Consider the following 26,341-nt stretch of genomic DNA (forward strand, 5'->3'; position numbering starts at 1 on the left):
CAATTATGAGCGTGATAATAATATTGAACAGCTGTGCTGTCAAAAAAGCGTACAATAGCTTTTTACTGTTATTAATGAATTACCCCGAGGCAGAGCCTCGAGGAATTCAACTGATTAAATTACTGTTTTTAACTTTTATTATTTATCCTTTACACAACGAAATCCCAAGTGATTACAAGCACTTGTTGTTTCTCCTTTACCTCGGCTTCCTGCCACATATCGGATACAATATTGATCGCTGCATAAATAAGAACCTCCTCTTTGAACATGCTTTTCTACTCCCGGTTCTTCGGGATCGTTACTTACGGAAGGTCCTTTTGGATTATCATTGGCACTGCTTTTATAATAATCATCACTGTATAAATCGTTACACCATTCCCAGACATTCCCCTCCAAATCATATATCCCAAATGGATTTTTAGGAAAAGATTTTACTGGAGCGGCTCCTGCAAAACCGTCTTCGGCAGTATTATTATTTGGAAAACTTCCCTGAAAAATATTAGCAGCCCATTTACCATTTGGCTTAAGATCAGCTCCCCAATAATATTTAGTAGACGGTCTTTGAGCTCTAGCTGCAAACTCCCATTCGGCCTCAGTAGGAAGCCGTTTCCCTGCCCATTCCGCATAAGCCTTAGCATCGAGATAACTAACCTGAACCACGGGATTATTTTCTAATCCAACAATACTGCTTTCTGGTCCATTTGGATGCTGCCAATTAGCTTCTGGAACGTATTGCCACCATTGCTGAATATTATCCAAAGCCACTTTTCCTGTTGGAGGCACAAATACAGCCGAGCCTGGCACTAAATTTTCAAGCGGAACACCCGGATAATCTTTTGGATCCAATGGTCTTTCTGCAATTGTCACATATTTCGTTGCTGTCACAAAGGCTGCAAATTGAGCATTTGTCACTTCGTGCTCATCAATCCAATACCCTTTTACACTCACTTTGTGAATAGGTTTTGCATCTGGATAATCATTGGTTCCCATATTAAATTCACCTCCGGCAATCCAAACCATTTCTTTAGTAGAACCCGTTGCATTCTCTTTAGCATTAGCATTAATTGACTGCAGCAATAATGCTTTTTTGGAAGTATTTGCCTTGCACAAAGCTTGGCAATTAGCCGCAACAACAGCCACAGTTTTACTTTCCTGTCCAAAAGCAGAACATAAGCCTGATAAAACAATCACTGCAATTGAACTGTATTTTTTTATATTCATATCAATAGTAAATTGAGATAACTCAAACTTTAAAACAGTAAAAAAACCGTAACGCTTTAAATTTCAGTCAATAAAAATTTAAAACATAAACAAGCTTTACTTTTTATATAGTTAATTTCATAAAAATCCTTTGATAGTTATTTTAATACTACCAATCATATATAATAAAACAACAGCTTTCCAAATTTGTACTGCTGTTTTCGTGTTAAAATAACTGATGATGAATATTTTTGCCAATCCTCAGCCACTAATTAAAAACTTGTCATGCTGACTGACTAATTTCATTTTTAATTTGCAAAAGCCAGATTAACATTCTTTTTCAAATCATCAGCTCCCTCTTTTTTGAAAACAATTTTACCCTTTTTATATAGAATCAATGTTGGAAAAACGGTAACCGTTTTTAAATCCGATATCACTTGCGGGCTTTCTTCTAAATCAATTTCGATGATTTTTAAATTAGCTCCATATTCCGCTCTAATAGTTTCCAAAACAGGTTTCACTTTTTTGCAGGCACCGCAATATCTGGAACCAATGTCAACTAAAACAGTATTGTTATCGGTAATGATTTTATTGTATTCTGCCAATGTCAGTTTACTTTTCAAATTAGTATAAAAAGGCTTTCCTGATCCTATCCAGGCAGCAATTCCACCTTCTAAATCATGCACTTCAGAGAAACCGTTTTTTAATAATTCTTTTGCCAATTGACCGCTTCTTCCAGCACCAATCGAATAAATAAACACTGGTCTTGATTTATCCAGTGCATCTGTATATTTACCATAATTCTCCGTTTCTAAATTAAAATTAAGCGCTCCATTAATATGATTCAGCGAAAACTCTTCCGGACCTCGCGCATCAATTAGCTGTGGCTTTTTTTGCTCCTTAATTTTTGCAGAAAAGGAATCTATTTTTAAGGTAAACGCATTTTGATTTTGAGAAAATCCAGCTGTAGTAACTAAAAATACAATTGCTGTTATACTATTTTTGAATGATTTATGACTGAACTGGTTCATATACATCTGAATTAATTATGACAGCATTTTTACTTTGAGAAATTGGAATCGACAGAACGCCTTCAGCTAAAGGGCTTCCCTCTTTTTTAGATTTGAATATTGGCCAAAGGAACTGTGCATACCATTCTTCGCCTTTATATGTTTTAGTTCCGTATGATTCGGGGAATTTACGAGTGATTAAACCCGTACCAAAAATCACATCCCACAGGAAAAACATATTTCCAAAGTTGCCTTTAAAGTGTCCGACACCATCTCCGCTTGTATCAGCATGATGCGCATGATGTGTTGCCGGAGTAGAAATAAGACGTTCTAAAACCCATGCAATAGGATGCAAAGCTTTGTATTTGTAAAACGGTTTATCCCAAGCAAGGCTGGAATGCGCAGCCAAAGTAATGATGCTTTTTATCACGGTAACAAACAAAGCCGGTAATCCTAACCCTAAAAACGTTAACGTTGCTGTCAAATAAATCTGAGAGAAAAACACGGTGTAAATAAAATTTTGTCTCGAAGCCATTGCCATTCCCATATACGAAGCCGAGTGATGCGTCCTGTGAAAACGCCATAAAAATGGAATCTGATGGTGTAAACGATGGTACCAATACTGCGTTAAATCATCGGCAATTGCAATCAGGAAAAAACCTCCCCAAAAAGGAACCCAAGATAATGTATTGGCAAGATTAGGAATTAAATACGGCAACGCAGTTAAGCTGAAAAAAGTGATTACCGGAGGTAAAATCAATTTTGGTGCTAAAAAACTAACAATGTCTATTTTGCGTTCCGTGCCAGTCCATTGATCGTCATATAAACCTGCAGCAAATTCAACTGCTCCCAAAATCAGCATAAAAACGATTAATCCCCAAGTTCGGATATTTTCGAATGCCAGTTTTGTAAATTCTAAAAAAGATGGTAATGAAATATGTGATTCGCTTACAACGCCATTACTTAATTTGAAATATAGATAAATTGCCAATACCGGCAATGTATATAACAAAAGACTAATGCTCAAATCTCTTGTCAGTTTGCTTTTTGAATTATAATCTGTTGCCATGATTTCTTATTTTAAAAATTGATTAATTATTGCTAAACCTCCAGCCAAAACAACCAGCGGTACTAAAAAGAGAATTGCTCCCACAACAATCTTTTTTCCTATGATTTGAAAATCTATTAGTTTCATGATAATTTGATTTAAAAAGAATCAGGTCTTTAGAGGTATTGAAAGACCTGAATTCTTATATTATTTATTAATTAGTACCACCGGGTTTGCTTGCTTGCTGAATCAAATCCTGAACAGTTTTATCTTTATCTGCTCCGGTATTATGTATTCTTCTGTTGTATACATCCTGCCAGTCAATTAGCGGATAAAGGTTATTCTCTTTGGCTTGCTCATCAAACAGTTTTTTAAGCTCGGCTAATTTTTCAGGATGTTTTTTTGCCAGGTCATTACGCTCGTTAAAATCTTCATTTAGGTTGTATAATTCCCAAACATCTGTGTCAAAATTACTTGGTGCAGGTTTTTCATTTTTACCCAAACTGTTTTTCACAGCAAACGAATCAGGCAAATGAGCCGCAGCGGCTTTCCATCCATCTTTATAAATGGCTCTGTTTCCAAAAATGTAATAGTATTGTACTTTATGCAATGATTCTGCTTTTGGATTATCTAAAGAAGCCTGAAATGAGGAACCCTGGATTTTATCCTGCTTAATTTCTCTGATATATTCCGGAGCTTTAATTCCTGCAATATCCAATGTTGTTGGAAGTAAGTCAGTTACATGGCTGTATTGATTTCTGATTCCTCCTTTTTCCTTAATTCCCTTCGGATAAAAAACAATCAGCGGATTACGGGTTCCTCCTTCTGAATGTGCGTCTTGTTTCCAATTTTTAAAAGGGGAATTGGTTGCCTGTGCCCAGCCTAAAGGATAATTTGTATTTAAACCTTGTGGAGTTCCAATTTCTCCGATATTATTTAAATTATCCTGAAGATTTTTTTCATCAGCGATTTGTGAAAAAAGTTTTTGGTTTATTGTACCCTGCAAAGTACCTTCTTTACTGGCTCCATTATCACCAATTGCAACAAAAATCAAGGTATTGTCTAATTGATTGCTTTCCTTTAAATAATTGATTACTCTTCCAATTTCGTGATCCGTATAAGTAAGGTATCCTGCATATACTTCCATAAATCTGGCATATACTTTCTTTTGATCCGTACTTAGTTTTTTCCAGTCTGTAATAAGCGGATTGCGTCCCGGTAGTACAGCATTAGCAGGAATTACACCCAGTTTTTTCTGATTCGCCAATACTTTTTCACGATAGACATCCCAGCCTTCATCAAATTTTCCTTTATATGGATCACTCCACGAATTATCTACCTGATGAGGTGCATGAACTGCTCCCGGTGCATAATATAAAAAGAATGGTTTATCCGGGGCTGCTTTATGCTGCTTGGTAATATAACTAATAGCTTTATCAGTAATCTGATCGGTTAAATGTCGTCCATCAGGTGTTACATGTGCATTGTCTTCTACTAAATCAGGTTTGTACTGATCGGTTTGTGATCCTAAGAAACCAAAAAAGTGTTCAAATCCTTTTCCTGTTGGCCATCTGTCAAAAGGTCCTGCATCGGTAGCCTCTTCATCAGGAGTTAATCCATATTTACCCACAGCAAAAGTGTTATATCCTTTATCTCTTAAAATCTCAGCAATTGTTCCTTTGTCTGATGGAATTCTTCCGTCCCAGCCAGGAAATCCTGCTGATAGAATAGTGTGTGAAAAACCACTTTCATGAACTCGTCCGGAATTTCTGCCGGTTAATAATGCTGCACGGGTAGGAGCACAAATTGCCGTAGTATGAAAATTGGTATAGCGCAAACCATTATTGGCCAAATTATCAAAAGTAGGTGTGCTGATCAAACCTCCAAAAGCACTTGAGGCTCCAAATCCTACATCATCCAGTAAAATCCAAACAATATTTGGAGCGCTGGCAGGAGCTTTTACAGGTTCTGGCCAGTATTCTTTAGAATCGGCTAAGGTTTTTCCAATTGTACCTTTAAATTCTGATTTTTCTTGTGCAAAGCCCAGCTGTGCAACAAGCAATGCAGTAATCAAAAGCCCTTTTTGTGGATTTTTGATTTTTGAGTTAATTTTAATTTTTTTCATAATTTCTTTTTTTAATATTTTATTTGTTATATGTATTTAGTATAATTTTAAACTAAAATTTTATTTTATTTTATTCCAATCTTCTACACCTACTTTTATTGACCATTGTTGATGTAATTCAATCAGGTTTTGTAGCAGTTTTGGTTCTAATTTTGCCACATTTTTTGTTTCTGTCCGGTCTGTAGCAAGATTGTACAATTCCCAGGGCTGATTGTTTTCGGCTACTGCTTTCCACTGACCTTTTCTTACTGCTTTGCTGCCTTCATGTTCCCAAAATAAAGCTTCATGTGCATCAGATTGTTGTCCTTCAAATTCCTTTTTTAAGCTAATACCTTCTAAGGACGTGAGTTTTTTTCCTCGAAAAAAATCAGGATATTGAAAACCGGCATACTCCAGACAAGTTGGAAAAATATCAATCAAATGACTTACTCTGTTGCTTAGTGTACCTGCCTTAATATGCTTTGGATAATAAGCAATAAAAGGGGAAGCAATACCGCCTTCATGGGTGTTCTTTTTGAATAATTGAAAAGGCGTGTTGCTCACATTTCCCCAAGGACTTTCGTAACTGTCAATCGATGCAACCGAACCTGCTGTTCCATTTTTTTGTGTAACATAATTCCAATTTTTCACATCATCGGCACTTCCGCCATTATCCGAAAGAAAAAGAATAAGGGTATTATTTTCTTCTCCCAAAGACTTTACTTTCTGCAGGATTTCTCCAATTCCGGCATCCATTCGGTCGATCATGGCAGCGTAAATTGCCATTCGGGTATCCCATTTGTCTTTTTCTCCGGCACTTAGTTTTTCCCAATCCGGCACTTTTTCAAAACGATTTGATAAGTCCCAATTTTTATCAATGATTCCTTGTTTTTTTAATTTTTCAAAACGTCTTGCTCTCAATTTATCCCAGCCTCCCAGGTATTTGCCTTTGTATTTTGCAATATCTTCCGGCAATGCCTGAATGGGCCAATGCGGGGCATTATAAGCCACATACAGAAAAAAAGGCTTTTGGTGATTTCGTTGTTTTTCTAAAGAATTAAGGGCAAAATTGGTTATTTCCTGAGTCAAATAAGTAGAAGTATCCGTGCGAATAATTTCTTTATCTCCTTTCAAAAAAGTAACTTTTCTTCCGTCGTTATATAAAGGTTCCGAGTTGAAATAACTGCTCCCATTGTTTTGTAAAGTAAAAGAATCATCAAACCCCCGATTCACCGCCCAGGCTGATGGTACTAAACCAACGTGCCATTTTCCGGAAACAATAGTGTTGTATCCTGCCTGTTTGAGTGCTTGCCCAATCGTGATACAATGTTCGTTTAAATATCCCTGATAAGCCGGAAATCCCTTGTCCTGAACCATGTCTCCAATACCTGCCTGATGAGAATACAAACCCGTGAGCAATGAAGCCCGTGAAGGACAGCAACGCCCCGCATTATAAAACTGCTTTAGAATAAGCCCGTTTTTAGCGAGTTTATTCAAGTTTGGAGTTTTAATTTCTGAGCCAAAAGCACCAATATCTGAGAAACCTAAATCATCCGCCAAAATGACGATGATGTTAGGTTGCTTTTTCTGTGCAAATAGCTGAAATTGTGCAACAACCAACAGGGCAAGAATGAACAGTTTTTTAATCATTTTATTTACTCGTATGTAAGGTTTTTAATTAATATCCAGGGTTTTGAGGTAAACCTACCGGGTCAATATTTCTTTCGCTCTGCGGAATCGGATATAAATTATTTCTTTCTGAAACAGAGTTTTTAGCCGTTACTTTTTTTATTTCGGTAACCAAAGTTCCCCAGCGTACTAAATCAAACCATCTTTGCCCCTCTTGGACAAATTCCTTTTTACGCTCTTCGCGAATGACTTCTCTTAATTGAGACGTTGTAAGACCTACTAAATCCACAGTTACATCCGGTGTTGAGATTGCTTTTCCAAAAGCTCTTCTTCTTACCTGATTCACAAGTTCATGAGCTTCTAAAGTTGCTCCGTCTTTTTCATTAATAGCTTCTGCCAAAGACAATAAGATATCCGCATAACGGATTATTGGAAAATTGATAGCCACATTTGACGGTGTAGCTAAATTGGTCAAATCAAGATATTTGCCGAAAATTGGCTTTGGGAAAGTATACAATGTTCCAGTAGCAGGATTCAATAATTGTTTTTTATAACTCACATCTCTTCTAACATCTCCTTCGGCATAAATATCATAGAACAAAGCTACATCCGAAATAATATCTGCTGGTTCAGTTGCTGTAAATCCGGTAAATGATGTTGCCTGAAAAGTACTTCCGCTGGAACCGTTTCCTGCTTGATTCGGTTCGAACTGAACAGAAAAAATATGTTCCTTGCCGTTCTTTTTTGTTTTCGTAAATATATCCTGAAAGTTTTCAAAAAGCGCATATCCATATCCGCCATTAATCACTTCTTTTGCTTTAAGAATTGCATTTGTCCAATCTTTTCTGGTCAAATATACTTTCGTTAAAATAGCTTTTGCTGCTCCTGATGTAGCTCTTCCAGCTTCATTAGCCGGATAAGCTGACGGTAAGCTTTCAGCATCTTTTAAGTCCAAAATAATCTGAGCATAAACTTCTTCTACAGACGCTCTTTTTGATTTTAAACTTTCTACATTAATAGAAGTGGCTTCATGCAAAACGATTGGAACTCCACCCCAAAGACGAACGGCTTGGAAATACAATAACCCCCTAATGAATTTAGCTTCATTAATCAATCTAGTTTTTACTACTTCTGACCCTGATACTCTAGAAATATTATCAATAGATATGTTGGCTCTGTTGATACCATTGTAAATTTGACGCCAAGCTACCTGAACACGATCTGAAGTGGCATCATGGGTTAAGCTGCTTAAAGCTCTTACCTGAGGATTCGTCGCCGAAACTCCGGCTGCAGCATAATCAGAAGCCATGTCTGTCAGGAAATAAAGATTTCTTCCGAATAAACTCTGCTCACCCGAGTCAAGGCTTAGAGAAGCATAAACTGCAGTCACACTGGCCACAGCATCATCCTGGGTTTTGAAGAAATTTTCTTCGGTTATAAAAGAGGTCGGCGTTACCTCCAGATCCGTGCACGATACAAATAAACCTGTACTTAATATGAATGTTATTATTATCTTTTTCATTGTTATATTTTTTTACTTAGAAAGTTACGTTCAAGCCCGTAATGAATGTTTTAGAATTTGGATAAGCGCCAAAGTCAATTCCGGGATATAAATTATTTTGTTCATAAGAACTTACCTCTGGATCATAGCCTGTGTATTTAGTCCATGTAAATAAGTTTTCGGCAGATACGTATATTTTAATACTCTTAGTTCCAATTTTTGAAGAAATGCTTTTTGGGAAAGTGTATCCTAAAGTAATTAGTTTTAATCTCAAGAAAGAAGCATCTTCCACATAACGTTCCGAAACAATTCCGAGTGGAGAACTTGTAGCTCTTGGGATTTCATTGCTTGGGTTAGTTGGAGTCCAACGATCTAATAAAGTGGCAGCAGCATTGGTTCCAAGAGTAGAAATTTCCAATTGCTGATTTAGCGCGTTAAATATTTTTCCTCCATAAGCACCCTGGAACGAAAAACTCAAATCGAAGTTACTGTAAGAAAGGGTGTTGCTGAAACTTCCAACAAATTTAGGCTGTGAACTTCCAAGATCTCCTTTGTCAAGGGCTGTAATTATTCCGTCTCCATTGGTATCTACGTATTTTCTGTCTCCAATTTTTGTATTGGCAAGACTGTTAATCTTAGGTTGCGTATTAACTTCCTCCTGAGTTTGAAAAATTCCATTGGTTTTGTATCCCCAGAAAGTTCCTAGTGGCAATCCCACTTTAACCGTTACGGGTTGTTGCTGTAATAAAGAACCATTTGGCACTATCGGGAAAAATTGATTCACTCCATTTCCGATTTCCAATACTTTATTTCTGTTGGCAGAAAAAACAAAGTTAGAATTCCATGAAAACGTTTCTGTTTTGATGTTTTCGGTGATCAAACCAATTTCAATACCTTTATTCTCTACACCACCAATATTTTGAAGTACTGTAGCAAATCCTGAAGTTAATGGAACTGGCACACTTATAAGCAGATCATTTGTTTTTTTATAGTATGCATCAAAAACAAAATTTATTTTTCTGTCCAATAATGATAAATCTAAACCAATATTATACTGATCTGTTTTTTCCCATCTCAAATCTGGATTTGCCAAACGGGTTGGTGCCAATCCAGTTTGCAATGTACCTCCAAAAGCATAATTAACAGACCCTATAGAAGCTAATGAAAGATAATTTCCAATTTCCTGATTCCCTGTAGTTCCAGCACTCAGCCTAAGTTTTGCATCACTTATCCCTTTAATGTTTTTGGCAAAATCTTCTTCTGTGATGTTCCAGGAAAATCCAGCTGAAGGGAAATAGCCCCAAAGTGATTCAGTACCAAATCTTGAAGAACCATCTGCACGCGCAGATACTGTCAGATTATATTTCCCTTTATAAGAATAATTTGCTCTGGCCAGCCACGATTTCAATACGCTTTCGAATGCTTCTGTATAAGGTTTTACAGCCACACCATCCTGTAACGCATTGTAAGTATTGGCATCATTTACAAAAGTATTTGCTCCTGCATTCACCACTTCTCCCTGAGTATATTGAAGTGTATATCCAGCCAAAGCAGAGAATTTATGATCCTCTCCAAAATGGGTATTATAATTCAAAGTATTTTCATTCAATACTGAACTTACCAGTCTGTCACCAGAAGAAGCAAGTCCTTTGGTTGGAGCACCAGTCGTTGTATTCGATGGTGCATAATAGTTTTGTTTGGTGTTAATTACGTCACCGCTAACAGCAACTTTGGCCGTAATTTCTTTGTTGATTTTGTATTCTCCAAACAAACTGGTCAAAATTCTGTTGATTTTAGTTTCGTTTACAGTATTTCCCAAATCATTAATCGGATTGGGTACGTAACCGTTAACTGATGTTGCATAAGGATTATTGGTTACATTATAGCTTCCGTCATCATTCCGGATTGGAACTACCGGTGCAGTAAGCAGGATACTAACCAATGGATTTGGATTTCTTCCGGCAGCAGTGCCTCCATTAGTTCCTACTCCATTTGATATTGAATTGCTATAATTTGCATTTACACCAAATTTAAAAGCCTGAGAATAGTTTCTTTCGTAATTGGCACGAAGAGAAATTCGTTTAAAATCAGACCCTATTACTATTCCTTCCTGATTAAAATAACCTGATGAAACTGCATATCTGGAGCGGTCATCACCTCCCGAAAATGTTAATTGGTGGTTCTGAACAGGAGCTGCCGAATTAAAAGCCGCCGACTGCCAGTCATATCCTCCTGATGTTTTAAGAGCTTCAATTTGAGTAGCCGAAAAAGATGGCGCTTGACCAATACTTGCCTGAACATCATTTCGCAGGCTTGCCCATTGGCTCGCATCTAATAAATCTATCTTTTTTGACACATTTTGAATTCCAAAATAACCTTGATAGGAAATATTGTCCTGTCCTTTAGTCCCTTTTTTAGTTGTGATAAGCACCACACCATTTGCACCACGGGAACCATAAATCGCAGTTGCCGATGCATCTTTCAAGACGTCAATAGACTCAATATCGGCAGGGTTAATTGTTGAAAGTACATTTACTCCAGCTCCTGCATAAGTAACTCCAGCCGTACCGTTGCTGTTGTCATTGTAGATTAATACTCCATCCACAACATAAAGCGGTTCATTACCTGCTGTAATTGAATTCCCTCCTCTAATACGAACACTGGAAGTTGCCCCTGGACGGCCTGAACTTTGGGTTACAACAACTCCTGGAATCGCTCCGCGCAATAAATTGTCGGCAGAGGAAGTAACCTGAGCCAAATTTGCTTTTGGAATCGATGATATTGCACCAGTGATATCTTTTTTCTTTTGAGTTCCATATCCTACAACCACCAGCTCATTCAACTCTTGAAGATCCTCCTCTAAATTGACAATAAGCGGACTTCCATCTGCAATAACTTCAGCTTTTTTATAGCCAATATAAGTTATGATTAAGGTGTATGGAAATTTTTGTCCAGTTTGAAAATAAAATTTACCCTCTGCATCGGTTACCACTCCGTGGGTGGTTCCTTTAATAATTACAGAAGCTCCCGCTACTGGTAAATTTGAGATTTTATTAACTACTGTTCCGTCAAGTTTAGACTGAATAAGGGGTTTCGTATCTTGTGCCTGGATTCCAAATGAAAACAGAAAAATACCTAACCAAGAAAGATTATATAATATTTTTTTCATTACTTTGTTTTGGTTTAATAAATAAGGAGTCCTGAAGGCAGATTAAATCAGCTTTCTATCCTTTTTGAGATGAACATTTCTTTTTTAAACTCGCCATTTCTGTTGCCGCAGAAATGGCTTTTTTTATCTACAGCACATTAGTATTTTCATTTTATTTCTATTTTAATTATTAGTATTAAATTGTTTTTTTAGGGAAAAAGCATATAAACAAACATCCAAAATAATTTATTTGTTTCAATAAATTACTTTAAAAAGATTATTCGGAAATGTAAATTGGGATAAATTGAAAACTCTAACAGCAACAGCACATTCGACTAAGAGTGTCGAATGATGAAGATCCTTGCATGATCAAAAAAGTGGTGTTTTTGATTGTTTTCAAAATATAAGTGTTAATGATTAATATCGTTTTTAAACTATACTATTTCTATAGACAAACTTATAATTAATATTTAAAACCACCAAAAAAAAACATAACATTTTGCAAACCAATTATTAATTTGAATAAAACAGCAAACAGACACAGATACACAAACATATAATATATTAAATATCAAAACATTACTTCTTATTTCATTCAATGAAATATTTCTAAGATAGAAACCATAAAGTAATGTTTTTATTAAAAATATTTGAAAAGAGCGCTGATTTTAAAATATTTCATATCTGGAAATACATATTCTTAAAGAATGAATTGACACAAATCCTACTGAAGTATATTAATTTAAAAAGCGTTATAATTTTAAAAAATTATAACGCTTAAAACTCAAAATCAAACTACAAACAATAACTTACAAATTTTATCAACCATTCTGTTTTATTCATCAGCTGCCAGAATTCCTTTGGAGGTATTCATAACTTCCAATTTAAATGCAACACCAGATTCACTTCTCATTGTAAGATTGAAACCATTTTTTTCTGCCAAAATAGCTGGCACATAACCGGAAAAAGAATTATAAGCTAAATTCACTTTTTCTAAATTCTGCAACTTAGCAATATTGAAAGGGATTTGCCCACTCATTTTATTATCAAATAAGCTTAATTTTTCTAATGAAACTAACTTTTCAATATTCTTGCTAATATGTCCGGAAAATTCATTGCTGCTCACAGATAATTCTTTTAAATGCTTCAATTCATATAATGACACTGGAAATTCTCCACTTAATTGATTATTAAATAAAGAAATAACTTCCAGTTCTTTTAAATTCCCTATTTCACCTGGCAACTCTCCAGAAAGATTATTCATGAAAAGGATTAAAGTTTTTAAATGCTGGATTTTACAAATAGAATTTGGTATAGAACCTGTCAATTTATTAAACGATAGGTTTAACTCCTGCAGTTTTTTTAATTTACCAATGTTTTGTGGTATTGTTCCGGAAATCTGATTTTTAAATAAATTTAATTCTGTTAAATTTTTTAAATTAGTTATCTCAATCGGTAAAATCCCTACTAAATTATTATCCGAAAGATTGATTCCTATCACTTGTTCATTTTCGATTTTAACTCCATGCCAAGTCGAAACTGGAGCATTCAAATCCCATTTTACAACCCATTGACTGCCATTTGTTTTCTGATATAACTTAACCAAAATATCTCTCTCACTATTTGAAATATTTGCTAATAAGGAAATAGAAAACGAAACCGTCAAAAATAATGCAATAACATTTTTCATCATCTTTATTTTTTAGGTTTAACAATTTAAAGTAACTCATAAATTCATTAAAATGCAAATTTTATCGATAAAATACACTTTTTGTTTTTTATTATAATCCAAAAGCTACAATATTTAATAAAACATGATTATGTTTCAAAAATTTAAATTATATTTGATGTATAACCTTAAAACCTTTAATTATGGAAATGAATTGTATTGCAATTTTTGTAAGCGCATTAACCACATTGGTAGTTGGATTTATCTGGTATAACCCAAAAGTATTTGGAACTATATGGATGAAAGAAACTGGTCTCACTCAAGAGGAACTTCAAAAAGGAAACATGCTGAAGATTTTTGGTCTGACCTATATTTTCTCTTTATTTATTGTCATGATTGAAATGTCATTAACAATCCATCAAACTGGAGCGATGGGAATGATTGGAGGACCACCGAAAATCAATGAAGCACTTCCTTCATTTAAAGCCTTCATGGCCGATTATGGAACTGCCTACAGAACATTCAAGCATGGGGCTTTGCATGGATTTATGTCCGGTTTATTTTTTGCCTTACCAATAATTGGAATAAACGGTTTATTTGAAAGAAAATCTTGGAAATATATTTGGATTCATGCAGGATTTTGGATAGTTAGCTTGACTATCATAGGATCTTTGATTTGCGGATGGGTTTAAAGCAAAGTATAAAAGAAAGCCTTATTTCTGGTTGCATAGAAATAAGGCTTTTTTTATTGAAATAATGCTTCTATTTGGCTGGCCAATTCAAAATCTTTTGATGTCACTCCACCTGAATCATGTGTATTCAAACGAATATTCACTTTATTATATACGTTAAAAAGCTCTGGATGATGATTCATCTTCTCGGCCAACACTCCCACTTGTACAATAAAACCAAGTGCTTGTGTGAAATTCTTAAACTTAAAATCTTTCTCGATTGCATTTTCTTTAAAATGCCACTCCTTTAAATTTTCCAGAAAAGGGCTCGCTGATTCTTCTGTATATGTTTTCATAAATCATTTATTTTCTATAAAGTTAAGGAAAAGAATCTGAGATTCTAAGAAGCTAAGTTTTTGAAATGCTAAATTTGGAGCTTGAAACAATTTTACACAGATATTTTTAATCGAAAAGTGCGCAAAAGGAAGCACTATACACACAAAGATTTGCATCCTTTGCGGTTAATTTTTTAGAATTGCCAGATACTGTAACTATTTACTATCTTTCTTTTTTAGATAATGACAAAAATGCTAAATGTTTCTGCTCCAAATTAAGCTTAGAGACTTAGAATCTTAGTAACTCAGAAACTTTAAAACTATTCTCCATTAAACTAACTTTATTGCTAAATTTGAAAAAATATACTTGTCCAGCTTGAAAACAACTCTTTCATATCAGATTTACGAAACCACAGCTCAACTTCCAGAAAACTGGGATGATCTGGGATGTAAAAATATTTTTTTGTCCAAGGATTATTTTGAAATTTTAGAAAAATCGGCTCCATGCAACATGATTTGCCATTATATTGGAATTTTTAAGGATCAAGATTTAGTGGGAATAGCAATCTCGCAATTTTTGGATTTAAATAAATTGGAATCTTTTGGCGACAGAGACCGCTGTGTTAAAGCCAGTGTTCGGAAATTTGTTCTGAAAAATTTTGCTTCTCATGTGCTGCTCATCGGCAACAACATGCTTACTGGTCAAAACTCTTATGTTTTTTCGGACTCAATTACTCCAACAGAGGGCATTAAAACCTTAAAAAAAGCAACTGCCAATTTAAAATTGAAGTTTAAATCGATGGGCAAAAAAGTGCATATCACCACTTTTAAAGATTATACACAAAAAGATGCCGAAAACTTCGCCTCTGACGCTTTTAGAAAAGACTATAAATACCGCATTCAGCCCAACATGACCTTTACCATTCTGGATGAATGGAAGACTGAACAGGATTATATTGATTCACTGACCAAAAAATACCGGGATCAGTACAAAAGAGCGCGAAAAAAAGCGGAAGGGATTGAAAAAAGAAAATTACATCTGGAGGACATCATAAAACATGAAACGGCTATTTATGACTTATACCATCATGTTGCCCAGAATGCGCCTTTTAATACTTTCTTCCTGACCAAAAATCATTTTAGAATTTTTAAAGAAACGCTGAAAGACAATTTCTTATTTTATGGTTATTTTTTGGACGAAAAGCTTATCGGTTTCAACACATTAATCAAAAACGGCAACACGATAGATACCTATTTTTTAGGTTATGACGACACCGTTCAAAAGGAAAGAATGCTGTATTTAAATATGCTTTATGATATGATTGCCTATTCGATCAATAAAGGTTATAAAGAAATTATTTTCTCCAGAACAGCTTTAGAAATAAAAAGTTCTGTTGGGGCGAAACCAATGGAAATGTTTGGTTTTATGGAACACAGTAATTCCAAAATAAACAAACATGTTCCTAAAATATTTCCAAAATTAGAACCAGAAATTGTCTGGCAGGAAAGAAATCCATTTAAATAATTGACGAAATTTAAGCAACAGCTACCTTTAATTGTTTGTGCAAAATAGAGATTTCCAAAAGACTTTCGACTCCGCAATACTCACCATCAATTTGGAAATTTACAGGAATATTAGTTTGTATAGTAGCTCGGTCGGTAGAGATTATTTCAATATCATCATTCTCAATCGGCATATTTCCAGTGATGATTTTTCCAAAAACAATCAAATCCAAATTTTTAAGAATTACTAATTCAAATTTCCCATCGTTCATTGAACCCTCTGGGTTAATTATAACTCCTGTTCCATATTTTTGCGAATTAGCAATTACAATCATTCTGGCCGCACATTTAATGGTTTGATTGTTGGCAGTGATTGTTGCTTCAAAAGGATCATCCATATCTTTTAAAGTTGTATAGGCTTGAATAGCGTATCCCCACATACCACGTATCTCGCTGTTTTCATAATTTTTAACAAGATCAGCATTTAATCCGATATCACTCAAATGCAGGCTTTTTTTACCGTTGATAGCAATCATATCCATCTCGATATAATTACCATAAAAAGCGATTTTCAGATTATCATCAAGCGCTGTTGGCAAGTTCAAATCGACCGACAGACCATTTGCGGAGCCAGCTGGTAAAATTCCGAGAATTACATCATGTTTTTCTATTGCTTCAGCAACCATTTTTATAGTTCCATCACCGCCGGCAACTAAAATTCTTTCAGGCTGATAATTATTATATAGTTCTCTTATCTTAATTAAATCGCCCTCTCCAGTAGTTTCATATAAAATGAGTTCCAAATTTTCTTTTTCTGTAAAAAAACTGACCTCCTCTACAAATTGAGTTTTATCAACATCGCCTGATATTGGATTTACTACCATGATAATACTCTTTTTCATAATTTGGGTTAGTATGTAAATTAAAAACAATAAATTTAATGATAATAAAACCAATCATATCACATGAAGCCTTTTTTAAAATTATACCGTGGATATGCCAATGAACAGGAACTCATTGTTATGGGGCATGTATTTAATTCCAACAAAGTCAAGGATTATGATTATAAAAAAAATAATTTCAAAAATGCGGCAGCGATAATTAATTTATTCCGAACAAAAACACAAGCAAATGCTGATGTGTATCTAAAGTATAAAAATTCAACAATCCGTACAAGAACATTAAATGACGGTTATTTTAAATTTTGCATTCCTGTTGATGCTGCAGTTGGTTTTGGCTGGATTGATTATGAAGTAAGCATTATACACAATAATGAAAGCATCGCAGAAAAAGGAAGTTATATTCGCCCTACTCAAGGCAGTCTTGGAATTATATCAGACATTGATGACACTTTCTTAGTTTCGTACACATCAAATCCTTTTAAAAAACTGTATGTCTTATTGTTTAGAAATGTAAACAGCAGAAAAATCTACCGAAATGTAGTTTCCCATTATCAAGCCTTAAGTTCTGCAGGCAGAAATAATAAAAACGAACAGAATGCATTTTTTTATGTATCAAGCAGTGAATGGAATTTATATACTTTTATAATTCGCTTTACCGAAATTCATCAATTGCCCAGAGCGGTTTTATTGCTAAAAGATATTAAAACTAGTTTAAAAGATTTTGTTTTCACAGGCAGAGGAAGCCATAACCATAAATTTGAAAAAATAAAACATATTCTGGAATTTTATCCAAATCTGAAATACGTTCTGTTAGGCGACGATTCACAGGAGGATCCATATTTATATGAGAATATCTGTAAAATTTTCCCCGTAAATGTAAAAGCTGTTTATATCAGACAGACAGGGAGTTCTAAATCAGAAAAAGTAATAGCAGCTCTAAACAATTTAAAAGAATTAAATGTTGAAATCTGTTATTTTAAAAACAGTGAAGAAGCTATTGAACATTCAAAAAATATTGAAGTTATTTAGTGACAGAATGCTAAATACAAACCTAAACTCGATTATTATTTTTTAGGAGCAGAAAGATTGGGCATTTTAGGAAATATCGTCCCGCTATCCGTTACAATCTTTGTGGGCTGAACCCCAGCCCACAAAGGATTTTCACTTCAATCGGGGCTAAGGAGAGGTGTTTTGCTTTTTTAACCACATTACCTAAAAAAATAATCCAAATTTTATAAAAAAAGCTCCAAAAATGGAGCTTTTCTATCATTTAAAATTATCAATTTCTTCCTGAACAATTTCCCAGTCCAAAAGTAATTTATCCAATTCTGCTTTCTTTTTGTTATACGCTATAAAAAAAGAAGCATCTTCAATATGTTTGTCATAATTGGAAGCCAGCAATTTATCATCGTGCTGAATGTCTTTTTCCAATTGTTTAATCTGACTTTCTATTTTACTCAACTTATTTTGCAGAGCTTTTCCTTTTTTCTGATCTTCATAGGACGCTTTATTGCTTTCTTTAGGAGCTGCCGCTTTAGCAATATCTTTTTTCTCTACTTCACGCATGTTTTCCAAATTGCGCTGTTCCAAGAAATAATTAATATCCCCTAGATATTCTTTGATTTTTTGATCTTTGAATTCATAAACGATGTTAGACATTCCCTGCAGAAAATCCCTATCGTGAGAAACTAACAATAATGTTCCTCCAAATTTTTGCAGAGCAGCTTTCAAAACATTCTTAGATTTTATATCCAAGTGATTGGTAGGCTCATCCATCAGCAAAACATTAATAGGCTGCAATAATAATTTACACAGTGCCAAACGGTTTCTTTCACCTCCAGAAAGCACTTTTACCTTTTTCTCTACATCATCGCCACGAAACAGGAAAGAACCCAGCATATCGCGCACTTTCATTCGGTTTGTATCCATTGCTGCATCTTCCATTGTCTGTAGCAAAGTAATCTCACCGTCTAAATATTCGGCTTGGTTCTGGGCGAAATAGCCCAATTGTACATTGTGACCTAATTTAATCGAACCTTGGTATTCAAATTCGTCAACTATAGCTTTAATAAAAGTCGATTTCCCTTGACCATTTTGACCGACAAAAGCAATTTTGCTGCCGCGCTCTACTAATAAACTGATCTCTTTAAGAATCGTTTTATCACCATAACTTTTGGTAACATTTTCAGCTTCAACAACTACTCTGCCTGGCTCTTTCGAAACTGGAAATGAAATATTCATAACCGAATTATCGTCTTCATCAACTTCAATACGTTCTACTTTATCCAGCTTTTTGATTAACGACTGCGCCATCGAGGCTTTAGAAGCTTTGGCTCTAAATTTCTCAATTAACTTCTCCGTTTCTTCAATTTTCTTAGCCTGATTTTTCTGGGTAGCCAATTGCTTTTCACGAATTTCATGACGCAGTTCCAGATATTGAGAATACGGTTTATTGAAATCATACGCTTTACCTAGCGAAATTTCTATAGTTCTATTCGTCACATTATCTAAAAACATTTTATCATGCGAAACAATAACCACAACTCCAGGATAATTGCGTAAAAAACTTTCCAGCCAAATAATACTTTCAATATCCAAGTGATTCGTAGGCTCATCCAGTAATAATACATCGTTTGACTGCAATAATAATTTGGCCAATTCGATACGCATTCTCCAACCTCCCGAAAAAGTTTCAGTTTGGTTGTCAAAAACTTCTCTTTTAAAACCCAGACCCAAAAGAATTTTTTCGGTGTCCCCAACATAATTATAACCACCTAACAATTCAAAACGATGGGTGTAATCAGACAGGTCTTCTATAATTTGACTGTATTCTTCACTTTCATAATCAGTTCGGGTTACTAATTGATGGTTAATTTCGGCTAATTTTTTCTCTACAATTTTGATTTCGGTAAAAGCTTCGTAAGCTTCTTCCAAAACGGTTCTGCCTCTTTCAAAATCAATATCCTGACGCAAAAATCCCAAACGAATTTCTTTCTCCTGAGAAATCACTCCAGAATCCGGAGCAAAATCTCTAGCCAGCATTTTGAGCATTGTCGATTTCCCTGCACCGTTCTTTCCAACAAGACCTACACGGTCACCTGCACCCAATCGAAAAGTAACTTCTTCAAACAAATATGAACCACCAAACGAAACCGATAAATTATGTATATTAAGCATGTATTAATTATTTTATTCCTTTATGAATTAGTAAATTTGGTCTTTCTAAAAACAGAAAAATTAAATTTTTTGCAAATGTTAAAAAAAGGATCCAAACTATATAGCATTTTAACAGGAACTTGTCCAAAATGCATGAATGAGAGTATGTATGTAGACAAAAATCCTTTACATTTAGGATCAGTACTCAAAATGAATGACCATTGCAGCCATTGCGGACTAAAATATCAGATTGAACCTTCTTTCTTTTATGGAGCTATGTATGTAAGCTATGGTTTGAATGTTGGAGTTGGAATTGCCACTTTTATCATATCTTATCTTATATTTAAATCCAGCATACAAACATCTTTCATAGCTATCATTGCTGCATTAATTATATTGTTTCCAATAGTATTAAGATGGTCAAGAAACATTTACATCAACATGTTTGTTAAATATGACCCGCCAACTAAAATCTAATTACGATTTTCCTTTACGTTTGTTGGTAAATCTTTTAATATCAATTTCCTTATCCAGCAAGATACAATTTTCGATATTATCATACAACGCTTTGGCCATAGCCGGACCCAGCATCACACCGCGAGTTCCCAATCCGTTCAAGACATGAACCCTTTTATATTCTGAATGAGTTCCCACTAATGGTCTCCTGTCTCTAACGGTTGGACGGACTCCAGCATAGTGTTCAATTATTTCAAACTCACAGGAAACAATCTCTTTAATCCTGTCAATTAATACCTTTTTTCCTTCTTCTGTGGGTAAATCAGTTTTGTCTTTCCAATTATAAGTTGCACCAACTTTAAACAAATCATTGCCTAATGGCAAAATGAAAACACTGGTATTGACTATGACATCAAGTTTCAAATCAGGAGCTTTAATCACAAACAATTCCCCTTTCGTCCCATCTAAAGGGAGTTCATTAAAAAAAGGATTAGCATGCAAACCAAAACCTTCTGCAAAAACAATATGCTTAGCTTCAAGATTCTTATATAAAACTCTATCTTCTTCAACAATTAAAGCATCATAATCAAAAGTTTCGTTTAGCAAAAGTTGGCGAGACAACAGAAAATCATGATACTTAGAAAGCAGTGAAGCTGTATCTACAAATCCAGTCTGCAGTACTTCTCCATAACCGAAAGGAGAATCGATACCTTCATATTCATTAAAACACAAAGAAGTCGATAAAAAAGGAGCTAAAGCTACTTTATCAGAGGCTGCAAACCAGTTATTTTGCTCCTCTATAGAGAAAAACTTTCTTAATATAGGAACTTTAAAATCAAACTTATTAGGTATCCTGCTACTTAAATTAGAATAAAAATCAGTCATTAATTCCAATTGTTCTTTAGCTTGCCATACTTCACTAAATCGCTTTAAAATAACAGGATTGTATAATCCTCCAGCAATTTTCGATGAATTTTGAGAGTCGTTGTTAAAAACAACAAAACTTTTTTCATGAAGCAATGCCCTTTCACAAAATGAAATCCCAGCCAAACCAGCTCCAACAATTATATAATCAATCATGAATAAAAAAATATTAAAGAAAACAAAAAAACTCTTACTTTATTTAAGTAAGAGTTTCTTTTAAAATAATGTATGAAATTAGTAATTCCACATATCGTGTTCAAAGTCACGAATTTTGTCTTTGATTCTATCCGATTCCAATAATTGATTCAAAGCGTTTTCATTCACATACTCAGTAATAAGACGGTCGCCATAAACATTTTCTTCTTTGTATATAATTCCGCTGAACTGACGTGAATCTAAAATTCTATCAAAAGATATTGGCATCGAAGAATTTTTTTCATTGAATGCTAAATATTGATGCAAATAATCACGAATAGATGGATAAAATATCCAAAACAAATCAATATAATCAGGATTTTCAGTTCCTACTTCTCTTGCTTCAGGAGCAATCGGGCAAATGCCCAATAAACGATATTTCAATTCACTTTGGCGTTTGTCAAAATACCAGTATCCTTTCAATTTGTATCCCGTAATATCCTGAGACGTAAGCTCTCTCTTATCAATAAATTGAGCATCTAAAACTTTAGCAACAGGAACAGTAGCAGGACCAACCACTTTTACTTTTTTACCTTTAACAGTTTTATAAGTAATCGACGATTTTGCTTTTGGATAATACAAATCTCTATTGGCATTTACTTCTTCTCTACCAGCATTTGTAGTATCAATGTAAGTGAAAGAACTGCTCATGTCTTTGAATGTCTTTTTAGTATTAAAATAATCATCAGCATACACCTCAGTTATTTTATTAGCTTTAATACCTTTAATTAAAACATCAAACAATGATCTTCTGTCTTTTCCTATATTAGTAGAATCAATTGGAAAATAAAGAGGAAAATTAAATCTTTCACTCAAATCAATTATCTCCCAAGTAGTTTTTCCCATTAATATATCTCTATCATCAACATAACCATAAGCTAAAGGCTTATCATTATCAAGAGATATTTGAGATTTAGTCTTAACACCTATTTGCTCAGGAGTTTTAGCATTAAGCAAATTAGACTGTGCAAATGAAGAAAAACTCCCTGCAACTAATGCAATAACTACTACTAAATTTTTAGTCTTCATCTTTATTAATTATTAAGTTATTTAAGTAAATAGTAACTTAAATATTTATTGTATTTCGTAAATTACTGGTGCAGTTCTTGAAAGCATTATATCAGATCCAACCAATTTAGTTTTAATATCAGAAATCGTAACTTGATCACCTCTAGTTGCTCTCGCTAAAGCAGCTTTACATTGTGAATTAACTCTGTCTCCAGAAACAATTACCGCTGCTTGACCAGCAACTTTTAATGTAAATCCAACAACATTCAATTGAACATTAAAATCAAAATCTAGTAATTTTGCAGAAACTTGAGAAACTTCTAAACGGGATTTTGCACCTTTAACAGTTCCAACGTCTCCTGCGATTGCACCAACTGGAGCAGGTATACCTTTAATTCTGAAAGATCTTTTATCAGATACTTTAGAGCCATCAGGCAAAGTACCTGTAACATTAATAACCACTTCAGATCCTTGACCTGGATTCATGTTATAACTACCAGCTTTACCAGCACGACTTAATCCTGGTGCAGAAGCACTCACTTTATCATCGGAAACACCAGCAAATGAAATAGTCATTGGATTAATAACACCTCTATAAACAACATTCATTTTATCTGCAGAAATAGTTGCTGAATTTGGTTTTGGCACAACTACATAGTTACCTATAATAGGAATTGCCACTGGCTTCCCGTCTTCCATAAAAGTAAAGTTACCATTAATGTCGTGTTCTCCAACATTTCCAGCACCAAAACTAAAATCAACTTGACCATCATGTAAAGCAGTTGCCAAATTTAAATCACCTCCGTTTACAACAACCTTAGTTGGCACTGTAGATTTATCAAAACGTCCTAAAACGATTTTTCCTTTTACAGCTTCACCAGCAAAGAAAGCTGATTTTTCAGGAATTACAATAGCAGTATAGTTTTTCATTGACGCAGCTGCAACCGCAGTTGAACCAGTTAATCTGCCTAAAATTTGATTTTCAATAGTATTAACATCATTTTGAATAGCTGTTAATTTTGCTACTGAAGCAATTAATGGAAAATGCTTAAAATTATAATCTAAATTATTTTTAGTAACACCTTCCTTATCTTTAATATCTCCAGTATTAAATTTAGTATTAAATTCAGTTAGGATATCCTTGAATTTAGGATCAGTTCCCAATGCAGACTTAACAGCCGTTTTATATGCCTCAATTGCATTTAAAACTTCCTTCCCTTTTGCTGACAATCCATCACCGCTAAACCATGATTCATCTAATTTTGATGAATTATCCATAGTCTCATATGGTAATTTACCATCTTTTTCTCTTACAATATCTTTAGTAAAACCTAATTTAAGCGATTCTACATATTTATAAAAAGTAGTTGTAGCTACTGCTACTTTTTTACCAATTTCATTAGGAACTTGATATTGCTCTGGTTTATCTTGAGCTTTAAGATCTAAGTCCGCTAAAATAGCCTCATTAGAAGTTAATGCTAAACCATTTGCAGTTTCAAATCTCTCGTTTATTAATCCAAAAGCTGATAAAACTTCTTTGGACATATTTAATGCTAACATCGCGATGAAAACCAAATACATAAGGTTAATCATCTTCTGTCTAGGGGTTAATTTTCCTCCTGCCATTTTTTCTAATTAGTTTATTATTAAAATTAAAATATAGTTAAAAAACTAATTATCCTTTATTACTCATTGCAGAAAGCATACCGCCATAAACATTATTCAAAGAAGCAATATTTGCAGTCATTGATTGCATTTGTTCTTTTAATTTGCTTGCGTTTTCAGCTATTTCTTTATTTGCTTCAGTATTTCTGGAAGCACTTTCTAATTGTATTTTATATAAACTATTTAAAGATTCCATTTGGGCAGCTGCCATAGACAATTCTTCGCTGTATTTTTTTGTTGCTGCAATTGAATCAACAGTTGGAGAAATATTTCTTGAAGCATCTTCGAAATTACGAATGCTACTACCAAGACTGCTCATTAATTCACCGTCAATTTTTGCTTCTTTCAACAAAGCATCTAATTTTGAAGATAACATTCCGTCAGCATCATCAGAAACAACTTCTTTTTTATCGGCTTTCTCACCACCAGCTAATTCAGGATATACTAAAGACCAGTCTAATTCATGATCTACAGGTTCGAATGCTGAAAGAGCAAAAATAAAAGCTTCAGTACAAAGACCAATTATTAATAACGCACTTGCTCCAGGATAATGTTGAATTTTGAAAAGTGCTCCAATAATTACTACTGCCGCTCCCATACCATAGGTAAAATTCATTGCTTTTTTGCTCAATAATGCCATCTTTTAAAAATTTTAAAGTTAATTTATAGGTTATTTTATTTAATTGATTTAGGAATTCTCTATTATTTTTTACCGTTTTTAGTAGTCTGAGTACCCATATAATCTTGTACTGTTCTAAAACCGATATAACTTCTTGCTGAATCCGAATACTCAAATGCACGTGTACTTACCTGCAAGAAATAAGAAACATCTTTCCATGATCCTCCTCTTACTACTTTACGTTTATTTGAATTATCAATAACTGCTGGATTCATTGTAGACATGAACTCATATGAATTTGAATCATAAGCAGAATCTGTCCATTCAGAAACATTACCCGCCATATTATACAAATTATATCCGTTCGGCTCATAAGATTTAGCCTCTACTGTATATAAAGCCTGATCCGCTGCATAATCACCTCTATTAGGTTTAAAATTAGCTAAGAAACAGCCTCTATCACTTTTTGTATACGGACCACCCCAAGGAAAAGTAGCCGATTCCAAACCTCCTCTGGCTGCATACTCCCATTCAGCTTCTGTAGGTAATCTGAATGAATTTACATTATCAAAATGGCTTTTCTTAGATTTTAACCAGATATTTTTATTTAAAGTTCTCCATTCACAAAAAGCTTTTGCCTGCTTCCATGTAACACCTACCACTGGATATTCTCCGTAGGCTTTATGCCAGAAATAATCATTATGCATTGGCTCATTATAGGAGTAACTAAAGTCTTTAATCCAAACTGTTGTATCAGGATATACTTTTACCTCTTCGGTTCTTATAAAATCTTGTCTCTTACCAACTTTTGCTTTTGCAGCAGCCTGAATATCCATCCAATTATAACGGAATTTAAGCTTATTCACATCCATGGTTCTCAAACCATTATACGAAGCTTCAAGTGGCAAATACATAGAATCCATTACTTCAACATAATATTCATCTGGGTATTTTTTAACATCTTTTATAAGCTTTGCTTTTTTATTTAATCTTTTAAAAGCATTGGGATCCTTATCAGTACCAATACTATAATAGTTATCATACATATACTTATCATATGCAGTCATTTTTTCAGGATTAGAATCTTTAAAAGTATAATCAGCTATACTGCCTGAATTTTTTCCTTTACCTTTTCCATCAGTTGCAGCGCCCTGCCCGCTATCTTCTGCCAAAATAGCCAAACGCAGACGGATTGTAGAATCTTTAACCCATTCCACAAACTGACGATACTCGTTATTTGTAATTTCTGTTTCGTCCATATAAAAGGATCTAACAGTAACAGTTTTTGTTGGGGCGTCACCAACATTGGCAACATCATCATCAGATTTACCCATGATATACGATCCGCCAGGTACTAGTGTCATTCCATAAGGTTTTTCAGGATGCCATTTTGCTCCTTTCACACCAACCAACTCACCTTTGTCGCTTGATCTGCCACAGCTAATCAACACTGTTAAAATTGCCGTAAATGCAATGAAATTCTTCATAAAAATTGGGGTTATCTATTCATTATTATCAGACTGTAAACCTATTTATTTTTTTTTAAAAAAACAATTCTTTTTAGAGCCTTAAATTATTTGGTCAAATGTATGTTAAAA

Annotated in this window: 20 protein-coding genes; 4 read left to right on the forward strand and 16 right to left on the reverse strand. The window is 34.3% G+C overall.

From position 1 onward, the window contains the following. Positions 1-138: 138 nt before the first annotated feature. From CLU83_RS12550 to CLU83_RS12585, 8 genes are all read right to left on the reverse strand, one after another. The gene (locus CLU83_RS12550) at positions 139-1,221 is read right to left on the reverse strand and encodes a formylglycine-generating enzyme family protein (protein WP_100431928.1); all 1,083 of its coding nucleotides are present in this window, start codon (positions 1,219-1,221) and stop codon (positions 139-141) included. A 287-nt stretch (positions 1,222-1,508) separates the two neighbouring features. Continuing rightward, a complete protein-coding gene (locus CLU83_RS12555) occupies positions 1,509-2,231 on the reverse strand; it encodes a thioredoxin domain-containing protein (protein ID WP_100433721.1) in 723 nt (240 codons plus the stop codon). Beyond that, the gene (locus tag CLU83_RS12560) at positions 2,212-3,279 is read right to left on the reverse strand and encodes a sterol desaturase family protein (RefSeq protein WP_100431929.1); all 1,068 of its coding nucleotides are present in this window, start codon (positions 3,277-3,279) and stop codon (positions 2,212-2,214) included. The genes CLU83_RS12555 and CLU83_RS12560 overlap by 20 nt, the downstream gene beginning before the upstream one ends. 193 nt (positions 3,280-3,472) lie before the next feature. Beyond that, a complete protein-coding gene (locus CLU83_RS12565) occupies positions 3,473-5,383 on the reverse strand; it encodes an arylsulfatase (RefSeq protein ID WP_100431930.1) in 1,911 nt (636 codons plus the stop codon). A gap of 60 nt (positions 5,384-5,443) precedes the next feature. Continuing rightward, complete coding sequence (locus CLU83_RS12570; protein WP_100431931.1) at positions 5,444-7,012, reverse strand: arylsulfatase; 1,569 nt, start codon at positions 7,010-7,012, stop codon at positions 5,444-5,446. Between the two features lie 28 nt (positions 7,013-7,040). Then, a complete protein-coding gene (locus tag CLU83_RS12575; protein WP_100431932.1) occupies positions 7,041-8,513 on the reverse strand; it encodes a RagB/SusD family nutrient uptake outer membrane protein in 1,473 nt (490 codons plus the stop codon). A gap of 16 nt (positions 8,514-8,529) precedes the next feature. Beyond that, positions 8,530-11,661 (reverse strand): TonB-dependent receptor, encoded by a 3,132-nt coding sequence (locus tag CLU83_RS12580; protein WP_100431933.1) that lies wholly within the window; start codon positions 11,659-11,661, stop codon positions 8,530-8,532. 814 nt (positions 11,662-12,475) lie between these two features. Then, a complete protein-coding gene (locus CLU83_RS12585; protein ID WP_232727094.1) occupies positions 12,476-13,333 on the reverse strand; it encodes a leucine-rich repeat domain-containing protein in 858 nt (285 codons plus the stop codon). Between the two features lie 179 nt (positions 13,334-13,512). Here CLU83_RS12585 and CLU83_RS12590 point away from each other — a divergent pair, with 179 nt between their 5' ends. After that, positions 13,513-14,001 carry a DUF1761 domain-containing protein gene (locus CLU83_RS12590; protein WP_100431935.1) on the forward strand — a complete coding sequence of 163 codons (489 nt, stop codon included), beginning with the start codon at positions 13,513-13,515 and terminating at the stop codon, positions 13,999-14,001. A 53-nt stretch (positions 14,002-14,054) separates the two neighbouring features. On the opposite strand, the gene CLU83_RS12595 is transcribed toward CLU83_RS12590, so the two are convergent. Next, entirely contained in the window at positions 14,055-14,336 is a 282-nt protein-coding gene (locus tag CLU83_RS12595; RefSeq protein WP_100431936.1) for a 4a-hydroxytetrahydrobiopterin dehydratase, read from the reverse strand. A gap of 355 nt (positions 14,337-14,691) precedes the next feature. Here CLU83_RS12595 and CLU83_RS12600 point away from each other — a divergent pair, with 355 nt between their 5' ends. Then, positions 14,692-15,840, forward strand: coding sequence for a GNAT family N-acetyltransferase (locus CLU83_RS12600; protein WP_100431937.1), 1,149 nt, complete (start codon positions 14,692-14,694; stop codon positions 15,838-15,840). Positions 15,841-15,850: 10 nt separating this feature from the next. Here the strand turns inward: CLU83_RS12600 and CLU83_RS12605 are convergent, their stop codons facing one another. Next, complete coding sequence (locus CLU83_RS12605) at positions 15,851-16,720, reverse strand: diacylglycerol kinase family protein (RefSeq protein WP_100431938.1); 870 nt, start codon at positions 16,718-16,720, stop codon at positions 15,851-15,853. Positions 16,721-16,783: 63 nt separating this feature from the next. Between CLU83_RS12605 and CLU83_RS12610 the strand changes: the two genes are divergently transcribed. Beyond that, the gene (locus tag CLU83_RS12610; protein WP_100431939.1) at positions 16,784-17,749 is read left to right on the forward strand and encodes an App1 family protein; all 966 of its coding nucleotides are present in this window, start codon (positions 16,784-16,786) and stop codon (positions 17,747-17,749) included. 237 nt (positions 17,750-17,986) lie between these two features. Here CLU83_RS12610 and abc-f read toward each other — a convergent pair whose 3' ends face one another. Further along, a complete protein-coding gene (gene abc-f, locus CLU83_RS12615; RefSeq protein WP_100431940.1) occupies positions 17,987-19,897 on the reverse strand; it encodes a ribosomal protection-like ABC-F family protein in 1,911 nt (636 codons plus the stop codon). Between the two features lie 75 nt (positions 19,898-19,972). Here abc-f and CLU83_RS12620 point away from each other — a divergent pair, with 75 nt between their 5' ends. Beyond that, a complete protein-coding gene (locus CLU83_RS12620) occupies positions 19,973-20,353 on the forward strand; it encodes a DUF983 domain-containing protein (RefSeq protein WP_100431941.1) in 381 nt (126 codons plus the stop codon). Here the strand turns inward: CLU83_RS12620 and CLU83_RS12625 are convergent, their stop codons facing one another. The 5 genes from CLU83_RS12625 to gldK all read right to left on the reverse strand — a co-directional run bounded on the left by CLU83_RS12625 (position 20,354) and on the right by gldK (position 26,230). Then, positions 20,354-21,412 carry an FAD-binding oxidoreductase gene (locus tag CLU83_RS12625; protein ID WP_100431942.1) on the reverse strand — a complete coding sequence of 353 codons (1,059 nt, stop codon included), beginning with the start codon at positions 21,410-21,412 and terminating at the stop codon, positions 20,354-20,356. Positions 21,413-21,490: 78 nt separating this feature from the next. Continuing rightward, positions 21,491-22,480, reverse strand: a complete 990-nt coding sequence (gene gldN / locus CLU83_RS12630; RefSeq protein WP_100431943.1) for a gliding motility protein GldN — start codon at positions 22,478-22,480, stop codon at positions 21,491-21,493. A 45-nt stretch (positions 22,481-22,525) separates the two neighbouring features. Beyond that, the gene (gldM, locus tag CLU83_RS12635; protein ID WP_100431944.1) at positions 22,526-24,085 is read right to left on the reverse strand and encodes a gliding motility protein GldM; all 1,560 of its coding nucleotides are present in this window, start codon (positions 24,083-24,085) and stop codon (positions 22,526-22,528) included. A gap of 49 nt (positions 24,086-24,134) precedes the next feature. Beyond that, positions 24,135-24,764 (reverse strand): gliding motility protein GldL, encoded by a 630-nt coding sequence (gldL, locus tag CLU83_RS12640; protein WP_100431945.1) that lies wholly within the window; start codon positions 24,762-24,764, stop codon positions 24,135-24,137. A 62-nt stretch (positions 24,765-24,826) separates the two neighbouring features. After that, on the reverse strand, positions 24,827-26,230 hold the full coding sequence (gene gldK, locus CLU83_RS12645) for a gliding motility lipoprotein GldK (protein ID WP_100431946.1): 1,404 nt from the start codon (positions 26,228-26,230) through the stop codon (positions 24,827-24,829). Positions 26,231-26,341 lie beyond the last annotated feature (111 nt).

Origin of the sequence: Flavobacterium sp. 1 (genome assembly GCF_002797935.1) — a bacterium.
GTDB lineage: Bacteria > Bacteroidota > Bacteroidia > Flavobacteriales > Flavobacteriaceae > Flavobacterium.